This is a genomic window from Helicobacter trogontum (assembly GCF_000765905.2).
GTDB lineage: Bacteria > Campylobacterota > Campylobacteria > Campylobacterales > Helicobacteraceae > Helicobacter_A > Helicobacter_A trogontum.
Map to the genome: position 1 here is coordinate 62,374 of NZ_JRPL02000008.1, position 20,960 is coordinate 83,333.

The 20,960-nt window shown below is 33.6% G+C and carries 14 protein-coding genes; 8 read left to right on the forward strand and 6 right to left on the reverse strand.

Annotated elements, in window-relative coordinates; all coding sequences use genetic code 11:
* From clpX to guaB, 4 genes are all read right to left on the reverse strand, one after another.
* Entirely contained in the window at nt 1–1,287 is a 1,287-nt protein-coding gene (gene clpX, locus LS81_RS04885; RefSeq protein WP_034346023.1) for an ATP-dependent protease ATP-binding subunit ClpX, read from the reverse strand.
* Nucleotides 1,280–2,110, reverse strand: coding sequence for an acyl-ACP--UDP-N-acetylglucosamine O-acyltransferase (lpxA, locus tag LS81_RS04890; protein ID WP_034346025.1), 831 nt, complete (start codon nt 2,108–2,110; stop codon nt 1,280–1,282). Before lpxA ends, clpX begins: the two co-directional genes overlap by 8 nt.
* A 30-nt stretch (nt 2,111–2,140) precedes the next feature.
* Nucleotides 2,141–2,629, reverse strand: coding sequence for a 3-hydroxyacyl-ACP dehydratase FabZ (gene fabZ / locus LS81_RS04895; protein ID WP_034316610.1), 489 nt, complete (start codon nt 2,627–2,629; stop codon nt 2,141–2,143).
* Nucleotides 2,630–2,777: 148 nt separating this feature from the next.
* Nucleotides 2,778–4,223 carry an IMP dehydrogenase gene (gene guaB / locus LS81_RS04900; protein WP_034346027.1) on the reverse strand — a complete coding sequence of 482 codons (1,446 nt, stop codon included), beginning with the start codon at nt 4,221–4,223 and terminating at the stop codon, nt 2,778–2,780.
* A gap of 164 nt (nt 4,224–4,387) precedes the next feature.
* Here guaB and folD point away from each other — a divergent pair, with 164 nt between their 5' ends.
* From folD to argC, 5 genes are all read left to right on the forward strand, one after another.
* On the forward strand, nt 4,388–5,233 hold the full coding sequence (gene folD / locus LS81_RS04905; RefSeq protein WP_034346028.1) for a bifunctional methylenetetrahydrofolate dehydrogenase/methenyltetrahydrofolate cyclohydrolase FolD: 846 nt from the start codon (nt 4,388–4,390) through the stop codon (nt 5,231–5,233).
* A gap of 99 nt (nt 5,234–5,332) precedes the next feature.
* Nucleotides 5,333–5,698 carry a hypothetical protein gene (locus LS81_RS04910; RefSeq protein WP_237022201.1) on the forward strand — a complete coding sequence of 122 codons (366 nt, stop codon included), beginning with the start codon at nt 5,333–5,335 and terminating at the stop codon, nt 5,696–5,698.
* A gap of 167 nt (nt 5,699–5,865) precedes the next feature.
* A complete protein-coding gene (locus LS81_RS04915; protein WP_081955913.1) occupies nt 5,866–7,215 on the forward strand; it encodes a ComEC/Rec2 family competence protein in 1,350 nt (449 codons plus the stop codon).
* A gap of 97 nt (nt 7,216–7,312) precedes the next feature.
* Nucleotides 7,313–8,362 carry an AI-2E family transporter gene (locus tag LS81_RS04920; RefSeq protein ID WP_034322932.1) on the forward strand — a complete coding sequence of 350 codons (1,050 nt, stop codon included), beginning with the start codon at nt 7,313–7,315 and terminating at the stop codon, nt 8,360–8,362.
* Between the two features lies 1 nt (nt 8,363).
* Nucleotides 8,364–9,413: an N-acetyl-gamma-glutamyl-phosphate reductase gene (argC, locus tag LS81_RS04925; protein WP_034346033.1), complete on the forward strand. Its 1,050-nt coding sequence runs from the start codon at nt 8,364–8,366 to the stop codon at nt 9,411–9,413.
* Between the two features lie 437 nt (nt 9,414–9,850).
* Here the strand turns inward: argC and LS81_RS04930 are convergent, their stop codons facing one another.
* Entirely contained in the window at nt 9,851–10,897 is a 1,047-nt protein-coding gene (locus LS81_RS04930) for a flagellar basal body P-ring protein FlgI (protein WP_052096598.1), read from the reverse strand.
* A 211-nt stretch (nt 10,898–11,108) separates the two neighbouring features.
* On the opposite strand from LS81_RS04930, the gene alaS reads away from it, so the two are divergent.
* From alaS to LS81_RS04945, 3 genes are all read left to right on the forward strand, one after another.
* The gene (gene alaS / locus LS81_RS04935; RefSeq protein WP_034346035.1) at nt 11,109–14,081 is read left to right on the forward strand and encodes an alanine--tRNA ligase; all 2,973 of its coding nucleotides are present in this window, start codon (nt 11,109–11,111) and stop codon (nt 14,079–14,081) included.
* A 467-nt stretch (nt 14,082–14,548) separates the two neighbouring features.
* Nucleotides 14,549–15,952, forward strand: a complete 1,404-nt coding sequence (locus LS81_RS04940) for a leucine-rich repeat domain-containing protein (protein WP_034346038.1) — start codon at nt 14,549–14,551, stop codon at nt 15,950–15,952.
* A gap of 10 nt (nt 15,953–15,962) precedes the next feature.
* Nucleotides 15,963–18,128 (forward strand): BspA family leucine-rich repeat surface protein, encoded by a 2,166-nt coding sequence (locus LS81_RS04945; protein WP_052096523.1) that lies wholly within the window; start codon nt 15,963–15,965, stop codon nt 18,126–18,128.
* Nucleotides 18,129–19,669: 1,541 nt separating this feature from the next.
* Here the strand turns inward: LS81_RS04945 and LS81_RS04950 are convergent.
* Complete coding sequence (locus LS81_RS04950) at nt 19,670–20,812, reverse strand: methyl-accepting chemotaxis protein (RefSeq protein WP_034346039.1); 1,143 nt, start codon at nt 20,810–20,812, stop codon at nt 19,670–19,672.
* Nucleotides 20,813–20,960: the final 148 nt, after the last annotated feature.

A 20,960-nucleotide genomic window follows, 5' to 3' on the forward strand; every position in this document is an offset into this window, starting at 1 on the left:
CTATATAGCTTTTGTCTTTTTCTTTTTGATTAAGATAGGTTTCTCAAGTTTATCCACACACTTCCGTGTAATAATGATTTCATACCCACTAAGATTTGGTAAATCAAACATAATATCAAGACTAAAATCTTCAACAATAGCACGCAAACCCCTAGCCCCTGTTTTTCTCTCCATAGCAAGCTCAGCAATTCGCTCAATCGCATCATCTTCAAACACAAGCTTCGCCCCATCAAGTTCAAAAAGCTTTTGATATTGTTTAATAATTGCATTTTTTGGTTGTGTTAAAATCGATATCATAGCTTCTTTGCTTATAGAATCAAGCGTTGCAATAATATGCAATCGTCCTACAAGCTCTGGTATCAAACCAAAACTTACTAAATCATCAGTTTCAATCTTATGAATAATATTCTCTTCATTAGCTTGTGTTTTTGGGTTAGAATCAAACCCCAAGACATTATTACCCAATTTACGCTTGATAATATCCTCCACCCCATCAAATGCGCCACCGCAAATAAAGAGAATATTGCTTGTATCCATTTTAATAAACTCTTGGTTTGGATGCTTCCTGCCACCTTTTGGAGGAATATTTACGACACTCCCCTCAATAATCTTTAAAAGAGCTTGTTGCACACCCTCACCCGAGACATCACGTGTAATGGATCTATTTTCAGAAAGTCGAGAGATTTTATCAATCTCATCAATAAATACAATGCCCATTTCAGCACGCTTTAGATCATAATCTGCAGCCTGCAAAAGACGCGTCAAAATATTTTCTACATCTTCGCCAACATATCCTGCTTCTGTGAGAGAGGTGGCATCAGAAATTGCGATTGGAATATCAAGAAATCTTGCTAAGGTTTGAGCCATAAGGGTCTTGCCGCTGCCTGTTGGTCCTATAAGCAGAATATTTGATTTTGATAGCTCTACATTCTCTTCTAAATCTGTTACATTAATCACATTTTCATCTGTTTTTGTCGCTATTCTTTGCTGGTGCAATAATCTCTTGTAATGATTATAAATCGCAACACTAAAAACTTTTTTTGCTTTCTCTTGCCCCACCACATACTCATCTAAATGCGCTTTCAACTCTTTTGGTGATGGTACATCTTCCAAGCCCCAGGATTCTGAGTTTGCAATACTATTCTCGCTACTAAACAAAGTGGTGTAAATAAAAACTGCACATGCCTTGCATATATAAGCTTTTGTCCCAGTAATTTTCTCATTACTTGATACTATAGGATTTGGTTTAGACTTCTTTTTGCCACAAAAGCTACATATTTCACTCATTTACTTCACCTCTTTTATAGGGTATTCCTCTTTCAGATGCTAATATAAACTCACAAATTTTAACAACATGGATATTGTTTTGCACACTTTTTGCCACCTCAAGTTCCATGGCTGCCAAATCACGCAAACTCTTATTGCCAGAAAATAGGCGTTTGTAAAGTGCATCAATCACATCAATTTCATCTCTCTCCATAATTTTACGCATACGAAACCGATTAAGCCCAATGATACGTGCCCTATTGCCCTCTGCCATACAATATGGCGGAATATCTTGTGATAATGCAGAGGCCCCAGCAACCATTGCACCCTCACCAATCTTTACAAACTGATGTACTGGCGTCATACCTCCTATATTTACATAGTCTGCAACATGAATATGCCCACCAAGAGTCGCATTATTTGCTAAGATATTGTGATTGCCAACAATACAATCATGAGCTATATGCACATATGCCATAAAAAGATTATTGCTACCAATCTTTGTTATATTGCCGCCACCCTCAGTGCCTGGATTAAACATACAAGATTCTCTAATTGTATTATTATCCCCGATCTCTAGCACACTCTCTTCACCCTTGTATTTTAAATCTTGTGGTGGTGTACCAATTACTGCATTGGGAAATATCTTATTATTCTTACCAATTGTGGTGTTTCCCATAATCGTCACATGATTATATAAATAACTTTTTTCACCAATACTTACATTACCTTTGATTACACTATAATCACCTATTACTGCATTTGCACCAATCTTAACATTCCCTTCTATAATTGCAGTTTTTGCAACCAAAGCAGTTGGATGTATAACGACATTATTAGTCATAACAAACCTTTTAAATCCCAAAATTTCAAATCATTTATTATGCGAATCTGTTACCATAGCTTTTAATTCAGCCTCGCTCACAAGCACATCATCGACATATGCCCTGCCCTGCAACTGCCACACATTGCTTCTTTGTTTCATTACTTCCATATTGTATGTCAAACGATCTCCTGGTCTAACAGGCACTCTAAACTTCACATTATCAATTGTCATAAAATACACAATCTTATCCTTGCTTGCATCAAAGTCAAGCCCCCAGGTGCTAACAAACGCCAAGATCCCACCAGCTTGTGCCATGCCTTCAATAATCATAACACCTGGATAAATTGGCTCTTTTGGGAAATGCCCCAAAAACACTTCTTCATTAATTGTTACATTTTTATAGGCTTTAATCTCTTTATGTGGATCAAGGGATAGCACTCTATCTACAAGTAACATAGGGTAACGATGCGGCAAAACTTGCATGATTTTATCAATATTGAGATTTTCGTAACTTTGTAATTGATTTTCATTATTCATGTGGTAACCCTAAAAAGTCAAAATTTTTTCGCTAATTGTAACACAAAATATTTTTAAATTGATTATTTTTCTATATTGTATACAACGAAAACAATCATTGTTATACAAAATGGAATAAATCCGCAAAGATGTCTCAAATCTTTAGATTTTATCCATGATAGTTAGGTGCCTCTTTAGTAATCACCACATCATGCACATGGCTTTCTCTTAAACCTGCTGATGTGATCTCAACAATTCGCGCGTTTTCCCATAAAGCAGGAATGTCTTTTGCACCAAGATAACCCATACAAGAACGCAACCCACCAACAAGCTGGTGTAATACACTAGCAATTTTACCACGATATGGCACTCTCCCTTCAATGCCTTCTGGCACGAGCTTTTCTTGTGCTGTACCTTCCTGAAAATACCTATCACTACTACCTCTTTGCATAGCTCCAATGCTACCCATACCACGATAACTTTTATATTGTCGTCCCTGAAAGATTACCAAATCACCTGGGCTTTCCTCTGTGCCTGCGAGCAATGAACCTATCATTACACTTGATGCTCCAACAGCTAAAGCCTTTGCCACATCACCACTATATTTAATCCCACCATCTGCAATGATTGGTATTTGATATTCTTTAGCAACTCTAGCACAACCATCAATCGCAGAAACCTGTGGCATACCAACACCTGCCACAATCCTTGTTGTGCAAATACTACCTGGTCCTATACCAACCTTAATCGCATCGGCTCCAGCTAAAATCAAATCCTTAGTTGCCTCACCCGTAACAACATTGCCAACTATTACATCAACATCAAGTTTTGATTTAATTTCTTTTAACGTATTGATTACATTCTTAGAATGTCCATGTGCTGAATCAAGCACTAAAACATCAACACCCGCTTCAACCAATGCACTAGCTCTATCAATCTGATTTACACCAACTGCCGCACCAACTCTCAAGCGACCAAGAGAATCTTTATTTGCATTTGGATATTCGATGCATTTTTGAATATCTTTAATAGTAATTAAACCATGCAAAACATTATTCTCATCAACAAGAGGTAACTTTTCAATACGATTCTTGTGCATAATATCTTTTGCTTTCTCAAGACTAATGCCTACATGTGCGGTAATAAGTGGTGATTTTGTCATCACATCACCCACAAGCTTAGTGTAATCTGTTTCAAAACGAGTATCCCTATTGGTTAGGATTCCAATCAAACATTTCTTAGAATCTACAACAGGTACGCCAGAAATGCTATAGGTTTGCATGATATGCTCAGCATCATTTAAAGTTTTATCAGCAGTGATAAAAACTGGATCATTAATGATACCACTTTCACTTTTTTTTACCTTGCGTACTTCTTTTACTTGAGATTCTATATCCATGTTTTTATGTATAATCCCTATACCACCAAGCCTCGCCATAGCAATGGCACTTTTATGTTCAGTGACAGTATCCATTGCAGCACTTACAAATGGTATGTTTAGACTTATATTACGTGTAAGCATGGATTGTGTCCCCACTTCCTTTGGTGTTACTTCAGAATATGCAGGAATAAGCAAAATATCTTCAAATGTCAAAGCTTTAGTAATCAGATTCATAATACGCCTCTCTTTTATTGTAATGTGTGATGAAATATAAATATTTTACTTTATAAAAAATAATGATTAGTTTTTCGTTTTTTTAAATTCAAATGAAAATGTGCTAGAATCTTGATATTTATTTTATGTTTGTTGAAATATTTTAATTCTACAAAAGGAAATCTATGGTTTTAATGGATGGTAAAAAGCTTGCAAGCAAGATTGAAGAAGACATTATGAGGGAAACAAAAGAACTAGCTATAAAAGGTATTGTTCCAAGCCTTGCAGTAATTTTAGTGGGCAATGATAGTGCGAGTCAAACCTATGTTACAATGAAAGCAAAAGCATGCAAACGGGTTGGTATTACTTCTATTCTTTATGAAATGCCCACAAATACGAGTGAGCAAGATTTATTGCAAACAATTGATAGTTTAAATAAAAATGATCAAATCGATGGAATCTTAGTCCAGTTACCATTACCAGAACATATTAATGCATCAGAGATTCTTGATATGATTGCACCGCATAAAGATGTAGATGGGTTCCATACGCAAAATAGTGGCAAACTACATAGTGGTTTAAAAGGCTTTGTGCCTGCTACACCGCTTGGTGTCATGACACTATTAAGACATTATAATATTGATATTAAAGGCAAAGATGTCTGTATTGTTGGGGCTAGCAATATAGTTGGTAAACCACTTTCTGCACTAATGCTTAATGCTGGAGCGACTATTAGCGTTTGCCACATTCTCACAAAGGATTTAAGTTTTTATACAAAAAATGCAGATATTGTATGTGTTGGTGTAGGTAAGCCAAACCTTATCACAAAAGATATGATAAAAGAGGGAGCCATTGTGGTAGATATTGGTATTAATCGATTAGATAATGGAAAAATTGTAGGTGATGTAGATTTAGAGAATCTTGGCACCCACTGCTCTTATATCACACCTGTGCCAGGTGGTGTCGGACCTATGACGATTGCCTCACTTTTACAAAATACGCTAGAGAGTGCAAAAAAACGTTTTAAATGAAAATATCATAAAATAAGGACTAGGTATATTTTATGCTTACAATAAGGCTTTAGAGTTCTGGAGGTTTTTATGCGTCTTAAAGTATTAATAGCATTATGTATGAGTATGGTTTTTTCTTATGGCGGAGCTGGGTTTGAGAGTGATAGCTATTTGATTTGGATTGGTTCAAGATGTCCAGAAAAAAGCACAACTTGCACAAGTGTTACCTACAATCAAACAAATAAAAGCAATGGAAAAACCCTTGTAATTGAAGGCGGTGAGCCAATAGTTGGATCACTCTCTAAAAATCTCATCGGCTACACTTTTTATGATTTACAAACAAAATACTCCTACGAACTATCAATGGATTTAGATGGCTTCTATACACTTTACATAAGAAGATATCCAAAACCATCAGCAAAAGAAAAAGTCAAAAGAATTAGTGATAATGATTATCAAGCAAAGTTGGCTAAGGTTAGAAAGTAATTGGGCTTTAAAGACATAATTGCAATAGAATCTCAAAAATCAAAATGCAAAACTTTTTGAAATATTATGGAGATATAGTAAGTCTGTTAGCCATTTCTTTATAGCTTTTAGAAAGGCATGGAAATCTATAGTGTTATTGTAATTTAGCGAGTTAAATAGGATAAACAATGAAAATCTTGCTTGTATTTCTACAAACAATACAACAAAAATTACAACAAATCTATTACATAAACACACGACAAAATAGAGCTAACCCTCTTCTTTTACAGATTCCATTAAAACATTATATTATTCTTATTTTTGTATTACTTTTGCTTTGCTTTTATAATCTATTTACAAAATATCAAACTTATCTAGCAATGAAACAAGGAAATGTTTTTCAAGCAACAATACTTTTGCATTACACAAAAAAAGAAAATAGTGAAAGGTTTAAGCTCAAAGATTCGCAAGGAAATATATTTTATGCAACATATAAGGGCAAGTTTAAACAAATATCTGGCAAGAAAGCAATCGTGTATGGCAAGATTTATCGTTGCACCTTTATGCAGTTTTTACGTAGTTGCAATATTTATAATTCAAGCTTATCACTTATCCCAAGCACAGATAAAAAGCAGATTCTGCGACATTTTATCAACAATCAACATGAAGAAAAACTGGCAGCAAACTTATATAATGCTCTATTTTTTGCTGATAATCTTGAAAAGCCACTGCGACATGGTGTTATTGTATTTGGATTAGCACATCTTATTGCTATTAGTGGGTTTCATCTTGCTATTTTAAGTTTTGTGTTTTATATCGTGGTGTGTCCTATATATTTCGTGCTCCATCGTTATTTTTGCTATCGTAATGCAGTATATGACTTGGGCTTCTTAGGACTTGTCTTTGTGTTTTTTTACCTAGTATTAATTGATTTTCAACCAAGCTTTTTCAGGGCATTTATTATGGCATGTTTTTCATATATAATACTCTTTTCTGGATTGCAGATTACAAATTTTTTAAATCTTTTACTTTGTGTTTTATTTGGGCTTTCATGGAATGTTAGCCTTTTATTTCATATTGGCTTTCTACTTTCTGTTGCAGGTGTATTTTTCATTTTCTTATTTATAAGACATCTTAATGCAATCGCTACAAAATACAGGGGAATAAAAAAAATTATATTTGCAGTTGTGTTATTTAATTGTATTATTTTTATACAGATGATTCCTATTGTGCATTATTTTTTTCCGCAGTTTTCACCCTATCAGATTATCTCAATACCAATTAGCATTCTTTTTGTATTTCTATTTCCACTTGTTATAATTGCACATACTTTTGGCTTTGGAAATATTTTTGATTCTGTTATCTTGTGGGTTATATCAAATGAATTTTTTCTATCAATGTTTTATACGCCACTATGGTTTTTACTTGTTTATCTTACACTATGTCTATTTGCTATGCGATTTTTACTCGCTTATATCATGAGTTTAATTTGTGCATTTGTATTTTATGTAATTAATTTAATATTATTTTTTTACTAATTTATTTCATCTTAATGTTAAGGCACTCTTTAAATATGAAATTACTTGCTATAATAATATCAAGATTCTAAGTTTTTAAGATTCATAATGAGGTAAAATGCAAAGTAAAATATTTTTTGGTTTATTATTTTTAAGCGTATGTATTGCAACGCTTATACTTTATCAAGCGTATTTATTTAATATGCTTATTGCTTTTTTGCTTTGTGTTGCTACGATTTGGCTAAAGCACTGGTTGCAACGTTATATTAAAAATGTCTTCATGGCATCTTTATGTGCACTTTTACTTATGGTAGGCCTGGTGTTTATACCTGTATTATTTGTGTGTTATCGTGCATTTTTGGGTGTGAAAATGATTAACTGGGTTGTCTTACAAGATATATTTGACTCTTCCAAGATAGCTATACAAAATATTTTTGCAAAACTACCTTTCATGCAAGACTACTTGCCTTCACTGCTCAATGAAATCTCATTTGGAAAAATATCTAGCATAGTCTTAAAAATTTCTAGCATAGTAGGGGAAAATGGAGTAAAGTTTATTGTTGATGGTTTTGTTATTATTGTATTCTTGTTTGTATTTTTTTACTTTGAAGAGCGATTTTATGCATATATGAAGCGTATATTGCCCTTTGAAGAAAGACAAATAAGTGAAGTTACCATGGAAGTAAGCGGGACATTGCGACTCGTTTTTCTATCTACTTTTTTTAATGTCGTCATGCAAGGAACTGCATTTGGGGTTATTGCCTATTTCTTTGGTTTTGATGGGGTATTGCTTGGTATTTTATATGGAATCTGCTCTATGATTCCAATTGTTGGTGGAGTGATTGTATGGCTTCCTATATGTGCTATACTTGTATATCAAGGCGACATTAAGGGGGCTATTATTGTTGGGCTGTATAGTGCAGTATTTATAGGTTTTGTAATAGATAATGTTGTAAAACCATGGCTCATTAGCATTGTCAATAAACGTATTTTACGCACACCTTTACAAATTAATGAATTTGTAATATTTTTTGCAATTCTAGCAGGTATTGGGGCGTTTGGTTTTTGGGGTATTATTATCGGACCTGCAATCACAGCGCTTTTTATCGCTTTATTGCGTGTGTATGAGCATGAATTTTGCAATGAAAATAATAAAATAAGGGAGTAATATGATAAAAGTTGCAGTTCTTGGTACAAGTGGTTATGGTGGAGCAGAGCTTCTTAGAATCTTAAATGCACATGATGGAGTTAAACTAAATTATTTTGGTGCAAATACTCAAGCAGGACAAAGGATAGATAAAAGTTTTGGACATTTTTATAAACATTTTGATTCTATCATGGATAATAAAGAATTAGAATCAGTATGTGAGGATAATGATTGTATCTTAGCAGCAACTCCTCATGATTTCTTAGCTAATATACTTGCACAAGACATGATAGAAAAATGTGTTGTCATTGATTTGTCTGCAGACTTTCGCCTAAAAAATCCAAAGAAATATGAAGAGTATTATAACTTCACTCATCCAAATATCCCTTTATTAAAAGATTCTGTATATGGATTGAGTGAGCTTTATAAGGATGAAATTAAACAATCAAATCTTATTGCAAATCCAGGTTGCTATCCTACTTGCAGCACATTATGTATCGCACCATTTATAAAACATGGTATCATTGATAGCAAAAGCATTATTATTGATGCAAAAAGTGGAGTGTCTGGAGCTGGTCGTAGCACAAAGCTAGACAATCTATTTTGCGAGGTACATGAGAATGTAAAGGCTTATGGACTTATAAACCATAGACATACTGCAGAGATTGAACAAAATTTATCTCATATTGCAGATAATGAGATTACACTTAGCTTTACACCCCATTTAATTCCTATGAATCGTGGTATTTTAATCACTGCTTATGCACAACTAGAGAGTAAATATAGCATGATTACAGAACAAGAGATTCAAAGAATTGTTGAAGATTTCTATGCTGATTGCTATTTTATTAGAGTGCTAGAATATGGAGTGGCACCACAAACACGTTGGGTTAAAGGTAGTAATTTTGTTGATGTGAGCGTATGCCTTGATAAACGCAATAACAGAGTGATTATGATGGGTGCTCTTGATAATATTGTAAAGGGCGCGGCAGGACAAGCGGTGCAAAATTTGAATATTCGCTTTGGCTTTGCAGAACATAAAGCGCTAGAACAATTACCTTTGTTTCCATAGAAGATAAATAAGCATAATCTAAATTCTTGGTAAAAAGCATCATACACATCAAAAAACTTCCCTAGTATCTACCTATGATAGATATGTGTTTGCTATATAATCATATTCTATCGCTCTATGCAACACAAATAATCTTTGCACATCAAAGACATCTTTTATCATAAAACTTAAAAGACTAATTATGGGTATCTTGATTAGAATCTCAAAATATTAATACTCTTTGTTTGGATACTTATAGAGATGATTATCAAGGCTATACAACAATCCTTGCATATAACTACAAAATCATTTACAAAATATAAACCTATCTCTTTTTTTAAGGCTTCTCTAAACCACACTTCCTAAGAGATTCTCAAAGAAAAATAATTGAATTTGCATTATTTCTAGTTGTAATCAATTTATATGACATCAGACATATAAGTCATAGAATAAATTCTTTACAACACTTCAATATCAGCTGCTATAGCACCACTTCGTTTCATCGTCTCTAATATCGAAACAATACTTTGTGGACTTGCCCCAAGTCTTTGCAATGCGCGTACTACACTTGCAACAGTTGGCGTTTTTCCATTACTACTTAGCGTATTTGTTTTTGGATCAAGTGTCATAGAATCAATTTTTGTGCTTTTATCATTTGTATCAAACTCATTAGTAATCTTTAATGTCAAATCTCCATGTGTAAGCACAATAGGCTGCACACTGATACCCAAACCAGACACAATTGTGCCAGACTTTTCATCAATAACAATTCTTTCCCGAGCAGAGTATGGAATATCTACTTCTTGGACAAGAGCTAAGAACTCAATCATACTTAAATTATCAGGCTTATTAATCTTAATAGTTCTAGAATCTAGTGCTTTAGCTGAATTGTCTCCAAACACTTCATTAATCTTATTTTGCACTTTTATGGCATTTTGAAAATCTGATTTCTTAAGGCTTAAAGTTGTGCTTGCCTGATTTGCAAGATTATAAATAACCTCTTTTTCAATTGTTGCTCCACCATTAATAGTCCCACTCACAAGACTATCACCCTTACCAACACTAATTGCTCCTTGAGCCACTGCATAAATCTGCCCATCGACTGCATTCAATGGAGTCATCACAAGTGTGCCTCCTTGCAGAGATTTTGCATCACCTATACTTGAGATCTTTATATCAATTTTATCACCTTGTCTTGCAAATGGTGGGAGGGAGGCGGTTACCATAACTGCTGCGACATTCTTTGATTTAATGTCATCAGCAGTAACCTTTACATTCATAGTTTCTAACATGTTTGCCATAGATTGTGCAGTAAATTTGGATCCACCTTTATCACCTGTACCATTTAACCCAATGACAATACCATAGCCCATGAGTTGGTTATCTCTCACACCAGCAATATTTGTTAAATCCCCAATTTTTTCTGCGTGTAGAATTGCACCAAACATAACACAAACAAAACACAATATACTTAAAATATACTTTATAAGATTTTTAAGTCTCATCATAATAAATCCTTTTATTACAAAAATCCTTTTTATATTGTAGCACACTTCGCCCATCTACACTACAATAAGCATCCTTAAAGCAAAAGCAATACCATAGCACTACAAATACATGCGTATTTATTGCTCACAATATTTTTTGTAAATAAACCATCATAAAAATAATGTATAATGCAGACTAGAATACCCAAGAATCAAAAGGAATACATACATGGATATACGAGCAAAATACATAGAGTTTTTCAAAAGCAAGGGGCATAAAGTATATGATTCTATGCCCTTAGTGCCAGATGATGCAAGCTTACTTTTTACTAACGCAGGGATGGTGCAATTTAAGGATATTTTTACAGGTAAAATTCCAATCCCAAACCCAAACATTGCCACAAGCTCACAACTTTGTATCCGTGCGGGTGGAAAACATAATGATTTAGAAAATGTCGGTTACACAGCTCGCCACCACACGCTTTTTGAAATGTTAGGAAATTTTAGCTTTGGAGCATATTTTAAGAAAGAGGCTATTGCTTACGCATGGGAATTTGTGACTGAAATATTAGGCTTTGATAAGTCACTTTTATATGTAACAATACATGAAAGTGATGATGAGGCATATGAGTTATGGCAGACACATATAGATTCTAGTCGTATTAAGAGGATGGGGGATAAAGACAACTTTTGGCAAATGGGCGACACAGGACCATGCGGACCTTGTAGTGAAATATATGTAGATCAGGGAGAAGAATTTTTCAACGGAGAAGAAGACTATTTTGGTGGCGATGGGGATAGATTTTTGGAGATATGGAATCTCGTATTCATGCAGTATGAAAGAGGAAGTGATGGGAGCTTAACGCCTCTACCTAAACCTAGCATTGACACGGGTATGGGGCTAGAACGGGTCATGGCACTCAAAGAAAAAAAGATTAATAACTTTGATACTTCATTATTTGCACCGCTTATGCGAAAAATTGAAGAGATAAGCGGACACCAATATATCTCTGATGATGAAAAAAACAAACGAAATCCCATCCAAGCAAATACAACAAATTCCTATAATAACTCATCATTGGAAGCAACAAAGCTTGGAGGCGATGAGACTATAGCAAGTTTTAGGGTAATTGCTGATCATGCTAGAAGTGTTGCTTTTCTTCTAGCACAAGGAGTAAATTTTGACAAAGAGGGGCGAGGTTATGTATTACGTAGGATCTTGCGTCGTGCAGTTAGACATGGCTATTTATTGGGTCTAAGAAAAGCGTTTTTATATGAAGTGGTTGGGGTTGTGTGTGATACCATGGGAACCCATTATAGCTATTTAAAAGAACGCAAAAATGTCATTATGGATCAATGCAAGGCAGAAGAAGAGCGATTTTTTGAAACCATTGAGCTAGGAATGCAACTTTTCAAGAAGGAATTAGAAAAAATTTTAGGGAAAGAATTTTTGGATTTAGAACATAGTTTTAATAAAAATATCCTTCGCAAAATTATAGAATTAGGAGAAGCATATTGTCGAGGAATATATGCCCTACCTTCTTCAAAATTAATGGAATTTGCACAAGGAGCTATAACTCTAGAAGCATTAAAAATCGCTATAGAAAAACACAACACAGATAAACAATTTAAGAATAGCGGTATCCCTTTTTTTAGTGGTGAGGTAGCTTTTAGATTATATGACACCTATGGATTCCCGCTTGATTTAACGCAGGATATGTTGCGAGAATTTGGCTTAAGTGTGGATATGGAGATCTTTGAACAATGTATGCAAGAGCAAAAAAATAGGAGCAAAGCACATTGGAAAGGCAGTGGAGATAGCGTAAAGAATGGTGACTTTAACGCTCTTTTAAGTCAATTTGGAGAGAATAAATTTATAGGATATGAGTGCATACAAGCAGAATCTAAAATCCTAGCTTTGCTTGATTCTGACTTTAAAAAGGTAGAAACTCTAGTAAGTGGGGTAGAAGGTTATGTGATGTTAGATCGCACACCATTTTATCCAGAATCTGGTGGACCTGTAGGAGATAAGGGAGGCTTATTTAGTGACAATCCAACTTCAATACAACATGTAGCAGCTGCAAACAATGATTTAGAATCCACCTCATCTTGCTCACCTAATACTCCAAAAAACCAAGATTCTAAGACTTTAATGCAACTAGCAAAAGTCATTGATACTCAAAAATATTTTGGGTTAAACCTCTCTAAAATCCAAACACTAAAATCTCTAAAAACAAATGATAAGGTGATAGCACAAGTAGATTCTAGTCGTTTTGAAATCGCCAAGCATCATTCAGCTACCCATTTACTACACTATGCTTTAAGGCAAGTATTGGGCAATCATATTGCACAAGCAGGAAGTCTTGTGGAGGCAAATCGTTTGCGTTTTGATTTTAGTCACCCAAAAGCTCTTACACAGGATGAATTAGCAAGTATTGAATCTCTTGTGAATATGCAGATCTTAAACCAGAATCTACAAATTTGTGAAACTATGAGTATAGAGCAAGCAAAGGCAAAGGGTGCTATGGCGCTTTTTGGAGAAAAATATGGAGAGAGTGTGCGTGTTATTACTTTTGGAGATTCTATTGAATTATGTGGAGGTATCCATGTGCAAAATACCGCAGAGATTGGAAGCTTCTATATTGTGCGTGAGAGCAGCGTAAGTAGCGGAGTTAGGCGTATTGAAGCAGTGTGTGGCAAGGCAGCTTATACATATGGCAAAGCAGCATTAGAAAGCATGAAAAGCTTAAAAGAACAACTTAAAACACAAGACGTCTTGCAAGGTGTCGCAAAACTACAAGCTGCACTCAAAGATGCAAAAGATCACGCCAACAAGGCAAAGCAAAGCGTTAAAAGCCTAGATTATGAGGAAGTGAATGGTGTAAAACTGATTGTATTGAAGTTAGACTTAACAGAAGCAAAAGAAACAAAAGAAATCATAGATAAAGTAAAAAATGAGCATGAAAAAGTGGCAATTCTATTACTTACAGAATCTAATGACAAGGTTGCACTCACTGCTGGAGTAAAGGGTATATCAAGTCTTAAAGCAGGGGCGTGGGTGAAAGAGGTTGCACAAATATTAGGAGGTAATGGTGGAGGCAGAGATGACTTTGCTAGTGCTGGGGGAAAACTTACAGATCCTAAGAAATTACAAGAAGCTCTGGATTTAGCCAAACAAGTTGCAAGAAAAAGCATAGGTTAAGAGCTTATAATAAAAAAGAACTTCAAGACTAGATGCTTTATCTTGCTTTACAATTCTATGAAGTATTTTTAGCAACATGAAAGCACTCTCACACATCTGTAGATGATTGAATGATAGAAGTGGAATGATTTAGATTGTGCAGAATGTTTATTGAAATAATATATTTTGGATCCTCCTGCAAGACTCAACCTTAAATACAATAAGGCAAGTTTATTGAAACACTAAACAATAAAAGAGATTATCTCTATCATCCAAGTCCTAACTTCACATAGACTACTTTTAGGCTGACAAACAAAGAAATTACTGATATACTATCGCAACAACTCAAACGCCCTCTTACAAGATTCTTTGCAATAATATTATTTTAGACAACACACCACGCAAACTAAGCTAACCCCCAAACTTCTTGCTAATACTTTTGTGATATAATGTAACTATACTTCCACCATTATACATAAGGAATATGTATGCAACAAGCACTCAATGATACTGAATACAAAACCTTACAAGAATGGTTTTATGAGATTTTTGGTGATAAATCTTATAAAAACAAACAAATGTTTCCTAAAAATTTAGAAGATTTTTTGGAAAATTTCAATAAAGACCACGCCTTAAGTTTTTGCATTAACAAATATAACAACGCAAAAATTTCACAAATAAATGCAAGTGTTTTAAAACCTGTGGAATCTATTTTAAAAAAACTTGATATTTGGAATTTAAAGCTAGAAGGCTTGTGCTTAGAAGAATTACCTAGCTTTGTTTTAGAGTTAAAAAATTTGCAAAAATTAAGCCTATATGAAAATAACTTTTGGCAACTAGATAAAATAAATGAGCTAAAAAATCTAAAAAAACTTAATTTAAACCAAAATTGCTTTTGTGAAGTGCCACCACTTTCTTTACCCAATCTCACGCACCTAAGCATATGTGGTAATTTAATAGAAAATAAAAATGAAACAGATTCCATAGGGCTTAAAAACCTTAATACTCCAAATTTAAAAAAGCTTGATTTAGGTAAAAATGCACTTAATTATTTCCCTAGAGAGATTTTGGAGTTAAAAAACCTAAAAAAGCTTAATTTAAGCTCTAATAAAATTACATCCTTGCCGAGTCTTCTTTCTTTGCAAAATCTTAAAATTTTAAATCTTTCTTGTAACGCACTAAGTGAAATTTCAAAAGAGCTTACCACTCTGCCAAACTTAGAATACCTTGATATTTCTTATAATAAACTCACAAGTCTAGATACTAGCTTTTATGAAGCTAAGTTTGAGCTTATTAAAGAAGGTAATAAAATCCCGCTTACAGATTATGAAAAAGATCGCACTTCGCATTTAACCCAAAAAGAATTTAAAGCTTTTAGCACTTGGCTATGGAATAACTGCCATGATTGTGGGCTTATGCTAGAAGATATGCTTGATGAGTTTAGATGGTATGATGATTATGGCTATGACGCACCAGAACTTAAAGAGTGGTTGTTACAAACCCATGTTTTTGGGCTTCTTAGAGATTGTCCAGAGGTGCATGAGTTACCAAAAGAGTTAGGAAAGCTAAAAGGACTTCAAAAAATTGATGTCTCTTACCACCCAATTAAAGAGCTTCCAAGCACAATTTTTGGTATAAAAAGCCTAGAATATCTTGATATTTCAGACACGGATATAAATGGGCTTTCAAGTGAGATTAAAAACTTAGAAGAATTAAAGCTGCTAGATATAAGTGGCACTTTCATAAAATCTCTACCAAAAGAGATTTTAGAGTGCAAGAAACTAGAACATATCTTAGTAGATAAAGACTTCATAATCCCACAAAATTTTCCAAAAGATCTTATAAAAACTTCGCTAAGTAAAGAAGAATGGGAAAAATTTAACTACAATTAAAGGAGCAAATATGCAAAAACCAGCAAAAGTCTTAGAAAAACAACTCATTAATGCAGTAGAAAATCTCAATGTGGAAGCGGTTAAAAAGCTTTTAGATGAGGGAGCATCTATCAATGCAAAAGTAGAACATTATGGTGAAGAGAGCCATCTTTTTGGCGATCTGTATAGAGACTATTGGCACAACTATCGCTTTGAAGATAAGCAAAAAGAAGTGCAGTTAATGAAAAAGATTCTAGATCTCTTCTTTGCTAGTAACCAAAAGATTGAAGGCGAGTTCAAAGGAAAAGGCGATAATCTGCTTTGCTTTATGATTGAACACAATTATCTGCTAGATTGTGGAAAACTCTTAAGACTAGAGCCTGAAATCAACACCAAAAACATCTATGAAAATCCCCTAATGATAGCAGTGCGATATAGAAAAAATAAAGCAGTAGAACTACTACTAAAGCATGGTGCAGATGTAAATCTAGCCGCTAATGCAGGGACACCCATAGAGTATGCAATCACTTATAACTTAGAAGTTTTGCCACTTTTATTAGAAAATGGTGGGAGTGTTGATGAGGCGTTTGTAGAAGCGTGTCGTAAGGGCGATGAGGGGCTTATAAAAGAGCTTTTAGGCAAAGGTGCTAAGATAGATTCCACAAATAGATATAATCAAAATGCACTCTTTTTCCAAAAAGCCTATACAAATAAAAATATTTTTAATATGCTTTTAGAATCTGGAGTAAATATCAACCATAAAGATAAAAATGGCTTCACGCCTATTTTTCATGTGATTTATAATAAAGACACAGATTATTTGGAAATCTTTTTAGAAAAGGGTGCAGATATTGAAGCAAAAAATAATGCTGATATTACACCTGTGCATTATGCCTATAATAGAGGCTTTCAAAAGGAAGCAAACCTATTAGTAAGATTTGGTGCAAATGTAAATAATCAAGATATTGACGGGATAACGCCACTTATGCAATCTATCATTGAAGGTAAGCAAAATGCCTTTAAAGCACTGCTAAAAGCTGGGGCTGATATTAGCCTAAAAGATAAAGATGGCGATGATGTGTATTCGCTTATTAAAAGTCAGATTGACAAAAAGTCCCAACAAGCATGGGAAGAGCTAATAGCTACCACAAAGCCTGTAAAAATCAAAAAGCCAACCCCTAAAAGCACAAAAGTTTCTACTCCTAAAGTCGCTAAGCTAAAATACTTTCCAACCACCAAAGAAGAGCTTTTAAAGCTTGTGGAAGATAGCAAAGTAAAGCTAGAGACAATCGATACAAGCAAGATTAAAGATATGAGTTGTATCTTTAAAGAATCAAAACGCAGAAGCTTTAAAGGCTTAGAAACTTGGAATGTAGAGAATGTGGAAAATATGAAGGATATGTTTCGTGGGGCAAAGTTTTTTAACCACGATATTAGTGCTTGGAATACAAAATCGCTTAAAAATATGCAAGGCATTTTTTATGAATGCAAGAATTTTAACCAACCCCTTGATAAATGGGATGTGAGTAAGGTTACAAATATGAGTTGGGCTTTTTATAGTTGTATAGAGTTTAATCAGCCCTTAGATTCTTGGGATGTAAGCAATGTTACTAATATGCAAGCTACTTTTGATGCATGCGGAAAGTTTAACCAACCGCTAAATTCTTGGAATGTAAGCAAAGTAGAAACAATGCGTGCTATGTTTATGGATGCAAGGCGTTTTAATCAACCCTTAGATTCTTGGAATACTTCTAAAGTAAAAGAGATGGGGCATATGTTTAATGGGGCATTTTCTTTTAACCAAAATATAGAATCTTGGGATACTTCTAATGTAGAGGGTATGTCAAGTATGTTTAGTGAGGCAGTTTCTTTTAACCAACCACTAAATAACTGGAATGTAAGCAAGGTTGTTGATATGGAATGTATGTTTTATGGGGGGTTTGGCGGAGAAGGAGGGGCTATGAGCTTTAACCAACCCCTTGATAAATGGGATGTGAGAAATGTGAAAGATATGGATCGTATATTTTCTAATTGTCGCAAATTTTCACAAAATATTGATAACTGGCAAGTAAGAAAAGATTGTCGCTTTTCATATAATTTTACAGACTTGCAAGGTGAGTTTGCAGGTAGTAGTTTAACAAAACTACCCAAATGGTATGCACAAATCATAGAGGAACAAAAAGCACAAAAAAAGTAAAGCAAGAGCAATAATATTTCAAGAATTTCTCATATTCTACAACTTCTGGCACAAACATCTCACAAGTGGTGCCACAAAACATCTACGAGCAAAACTCAAGGATCTTTGCCTATTTACACAATAATATAAAATAATAAAAATAAAATTTTTACAAATTAGGACTCATTGTGCAATACGAAATATACTAAGCCATATTCCATATTCACGGATTTTTAACTTGCAAATATGACTAATACATTGAATACCTCTTGCAAAACCATACATTAAAAATATTTTAATGTGATTAAAATGTGTTATTGAGATAATCTTGAGAGTGTTAGTGTATATGACTAGATCAAAATTACCTTTTTCTCATAAAAGCTCATACAACACATAACTCAATTTTCAAAACACACCTTTGAATCCATGCTAGATAATAGCTGTCATTTGATTAATAGTATCTTATATAGTTTCGATGTATTTCTGAATCTTTTTCTACATTGACTTCTTCCATCTTTCTTCCCATAAACCTATCATTTCATCCATATTGTGCATTACTTTTGCTTCATTCACATAAAGATTTGGGTTAGAAAGATATGTTAATAAAAATCAAAAGGCAACAAAAAAGATCAGCTTCTTCTATCTTAAAGGCACATTCATCTTTTAGGATATCAGACTTGTAGCCAAACTCTGCATAAGTAATATGAATGCTTACTTTAAAATCAAAGGCCTCATATTATAATGTAAGGCTGTCATCTATTCTTGCTCATATTTATAAAATTACTACCTGATTGATTAAGAAATCTATCGATATTAACTTGCACTCTTTTATCTTTGAAGGCAAGAAAATCCTAAAAAACATGCTTTTATCAAAGAGTATATAGCCATTAAGCCATTATTTTTTGTTGTTTGTAACAAGTGTGATTATATTTGTATAGCTTCTATGTGTGACAATATGTGTTGTGGATTGACATGTGTTATTTCTCATATTGCCCATGATTTCTAGTTTATTTGGTTCAATTTGATTTAATTTATATTTGAATTTACACATAGCATCAAATTATCGCCAAATTCTTTTCTGCAGAGATCTTCTCCCCATTTACAAAAAAAGATAAAACCCTTGTTGTTGTCATATTTTATAAGACGTGGTCTTCTAAATCCATCAAGACGCACAATATTGCTCTCATATATATTCTGTCCATTTTTATCTTGTATACCACTTGCAAATTCTATGATATCTATAGGATAGATGTCTATATATGTATCGTGTGTGTGATGATTTGTTTTGAATCATAATGCACTTTTATATATCATCACTATAAAAATGGCTCAAAAATTTATTGCTCAAATATTGCTCTCTTATAGTTTGCCTTATTTCTACATGAATTCAAGTATCTTATGGCAACCCAATTTTATTGCTTAAATTAAGATCGCATTAAAACTTACATTTTTTGAGTTTTTGCACACTGACACGTTAAATATAAATATCCTCCTCATTGCCCTACCCCTATAGGATTTAAAGATTAGGAGCATAAATTTTAAAATATGCAGTTTAATAGAACTTAGTTAAACTTCTCAATGCTATGTTCTAATTCTATGAAATTTTCTTTTATAACATCTGATATTTGAGAGATATTTTTTGAATTCTCAAAATTATTTTGTGCTAGATCTAATATGATTTTCACCTCTCGATTCAATATTTGCAGATCGCTATCCATTGCTTCACCATATGTAACGAGCTTCTTGGCTATACTATAATTTTCATCAAAAGATAGTTTAAAATCATCTAGTTTCGAATTTGTGGTATTTGCGTTTTCTAATAATAGCTCTACATTTTGCTGATTCTGATTGAGTGCATATTTGTTTTCTTCTACTTGTTGTGTGATTGATTTTACATTACTATCAACTTCGCTCAAGCTTCTTTGTGTGTGTTCTGCTAGTTTTCGCACCTCATCTGCAACAACTGCAAAACCTCGACCATGCTCCCCTGCCCTTGCCGCCTCTATAGCTGCATTAAGTGCTAATAAATTTGTTTGCTCAGCAATTGATTTTATCGTATCTACCATTTGATTTATAGAATCTGTACTCCTCTCAAGTGTTTCAAAGGATTCTATTAATTTGTTTGTTTGTTGCTGTGTATTCTGTATAGATATATATACATTTTCTAGCATTTCCTTAATATCGTTTATTCCAGTAGACATACTTGTTTGATTACGTTGTGTTATCTTGATGCCATTTCGAAATTCACTTAGAGATGTATTGGCAGAATCTATTTTATTATATGCTGATTGGACTGCACTTCCTATATCTCGCGTTGTTACTTGTAATGAGTTTGATATGCTTTCTAATCCTTCTATATCCTTGTGACTATTTTTTGTTTTATCTTGTATTACTCGAGCTATATTTTGTATATTTTTCTTAAAATTTTCAACAAGTGATAAAATCTTGCCATTTTCTGCACTATATGAAGTATTTATCTTGATATCCGAATTAAGTCGTATTTGGCTTAGCTCTTGGGCGATTAGTCTTGTCATATTTACCCCCCATTTCTTTTCATCTATATCATGGATTATGAGAAGCACAACTATTATATATTGGATTGTTTGCCCTATTACATTTTCTGTAAAGAAAAACGCATTTAGTGCTAATATTATTATTCCTGCAATGTGGATAATTCGCATACGAAAATAAAGAGATTTAAGCATGATATGTCCTTGTTTATATTTTTGCAAAATATAGTCACCAAAAATTAATAAATGAAAAATTGTCAACAAATAAATAAGAAATAAAATATTTAACTTTTAAAAATAAAAATTGTATTGTTATGATATTTATAATTATAATAATACAATT